The sequence below is a fragment of the Duganella sp. CF458 genome, assembly GCF_900113115.1.
GTDB lineage: Bacteria > Pseudomonadota > Gammaproteobacteria > Burkholderiales > Burkholderiaceae_D > Rugamonas.
This window is the reverse complement of record NZ_FOOF01000050.1, coordinates 1-1,972: the sequence shown is the minus strand read 5'-3', so window position 1 is coordinate 1,972 and position 1,972 is coordinate 1. Positions and strand designations below refer to the sequence as shown.

Genomic DNA, 1,972 nt, shown 5'->3' with positions numbered 1-1,972 from the left:
CGGCAATTAACGACATAAGATTCCGTACAGCAAGATCTGATAAGGGCAAACCGCGGGAAACTGCGGGACGCAAAGTCATCGGTCTAAAGAGCTTCGGCTCCATGACGGCAGGACTGCCAGACAAAAGCCTCTCGGAAGGGCCGTGTGCCTTTGCGTGATGCAGTCTTCTACCGGTGCAAACCGGCGGGCAGTCCTCGTTTTTTGATTTTTTGAAAACAGGGACTCACCAAATGAAGACTATCTCCACCATCCAGTTCGCTAAAACCCGCCTGGCTGTTGCCGCCACCCTGGCAATCGGCACCGTGATGGCTGCTCCAGCCTTTGCGCAGACGGACGAACCGGCACAGTGGGCCAGCGGCCGCATCCTGGTATCGCCTAAGGCAGGCCTGCCGGAAGCCGCATTCAAAAAGCTGATCAAAGAACATGGCGGCAACGCCAGCCGCAAGCTCAACGGCCTGAATGTCTACGTCGTGGAACTGAACCCGGGCCGCGAAAAAGCCATGGCGCAGGCCCTCAAAGGCAACAAGCACGTCAAGTTCGCCGAACTCGACGGCGTGGTGCAGATGGCCCAGACCCCGGTCGACACCTACTACGCCAACGAATGGCACCAGGCCAAGATCCAGGCGCCTGCCGCCTGGGACATGGCCACCGGCAGCGGCATCACCATCGCCATCCTCGATACCGGCGTCGATGCCGCCCACCCGGACCTGGCAGCGCGCATCGTGCCGGGCTGGAACACCTACGACAACAACAGCAACACCACCGACGTCTTCGGCCATGGCACCATGGTCGCCGGCGCTGCCGCCGCGATCGGCAACAACTCGGTCGGCGTCGCCGGCACCGCATGGAACGCCAAGATCATGCCGATGCGTATCAGCGATACCTCCGGCAACATCGCCTACTACAGCATGGTCGCCAGCGCCCTGACCTGGGCCGCCGACCACGGTGCCCGCGTCGCCAATATCAGCTACACCGTGCAGCACGTTGCCGCGATCCAGACTGCGGCCCAGTACATGCGCAACAAAGGCGGCTACGTCGTCACCTCCGCCGGCAACACCGGCGCCGTCAGCACCGCGGCCACCAGCAACACCATGCTGACCGTCGGCGCCACCGACGCCAACGACGTGCGTGCCGGCTGGTCCACCTACGGCGCCCTGGTTGACGTCAGCGCCCCGGGCGTAGGCATCTACAGCACCCTCAAAGGCGGCGGTTACGGTGCTGTCAACGGCACTTCCTTCTCCAGCCCGATCACTGCTGGCGTGGTAGCCCTGATGCTGTCGGCCAACCCAGCCTTGAAGCCGGACCAGATCGACTCGATCCTGCTGTCGACGGTCGACGACCTCGGCGCCGCGGGCCGTGACGACTACTACGGTGCCGGCCGCGTCAACGCCTACCGCGCCGTGAGCGCCGCCAAGTCGGCCGTGACCAGCGATACCCAGGCACCTACCGTCGCCATCGCTTCGCCAGGCAGCACCGTCAAAGGCACCGTGAACATCAACGTCACCGCCAACGACAACCTGGGTGTGAGCCGCGTCGAACTGTACGTCGGCGGCACCCTGGTGGCCACCGACACCACCGGCCCATACAGCTTCAGCTGGGATACCACCGGCCGCGCCGACGGCGCCGTCTCCGTGGTCGCCAAAGCCTATGACAGCTCGGGCAACGTGGGTTCCAGCACCATCAACGTGACCGTGGCCAACACCACCACGACCGACGTCACCCCGCCGACGGTGACCATCACCAACCCGACCAGCGGTTCCATGGTCTCCGGCAACGTCAACATCGGCGTGAGCGCTTCCGACAACGTCGCCGTATCGAGCGTCAGCCTGTATGTGGATGGCGTCCTGAAGGCAAGCGGCAACGGCAGCATCACTTACACCTGGAACAGCCGCAAGGAAGCGAGCGGTGCCCACACCGTGCAAGCCGTCGCCCGCGACGCAGCCGGCAACAGCACCACCAAGTCGGTCCAGGT

1 protein-coding gene and 1 riboswitch are annotated in these 1,972 nt (G+C 64.0%); the gene reads left to right on the top strand.

Going from position 1 to position 1,972, the window contains the following annotated elements:
- The first annotated feature begins 34 nt into the window (after positions 1-34).
- Positions 35-121: riboswitch (cyclic di-GMP riboswitch) on the top strand.
- Positions 122-230: 109 nt separating this feature from the next.
- On the top strand, positions 231-1,972 hold a 1,742-nt coding region (locus BM269_RS28875; protein WP_090446044.1), incomplete at its 3' end, for a S8 family serine peptidase.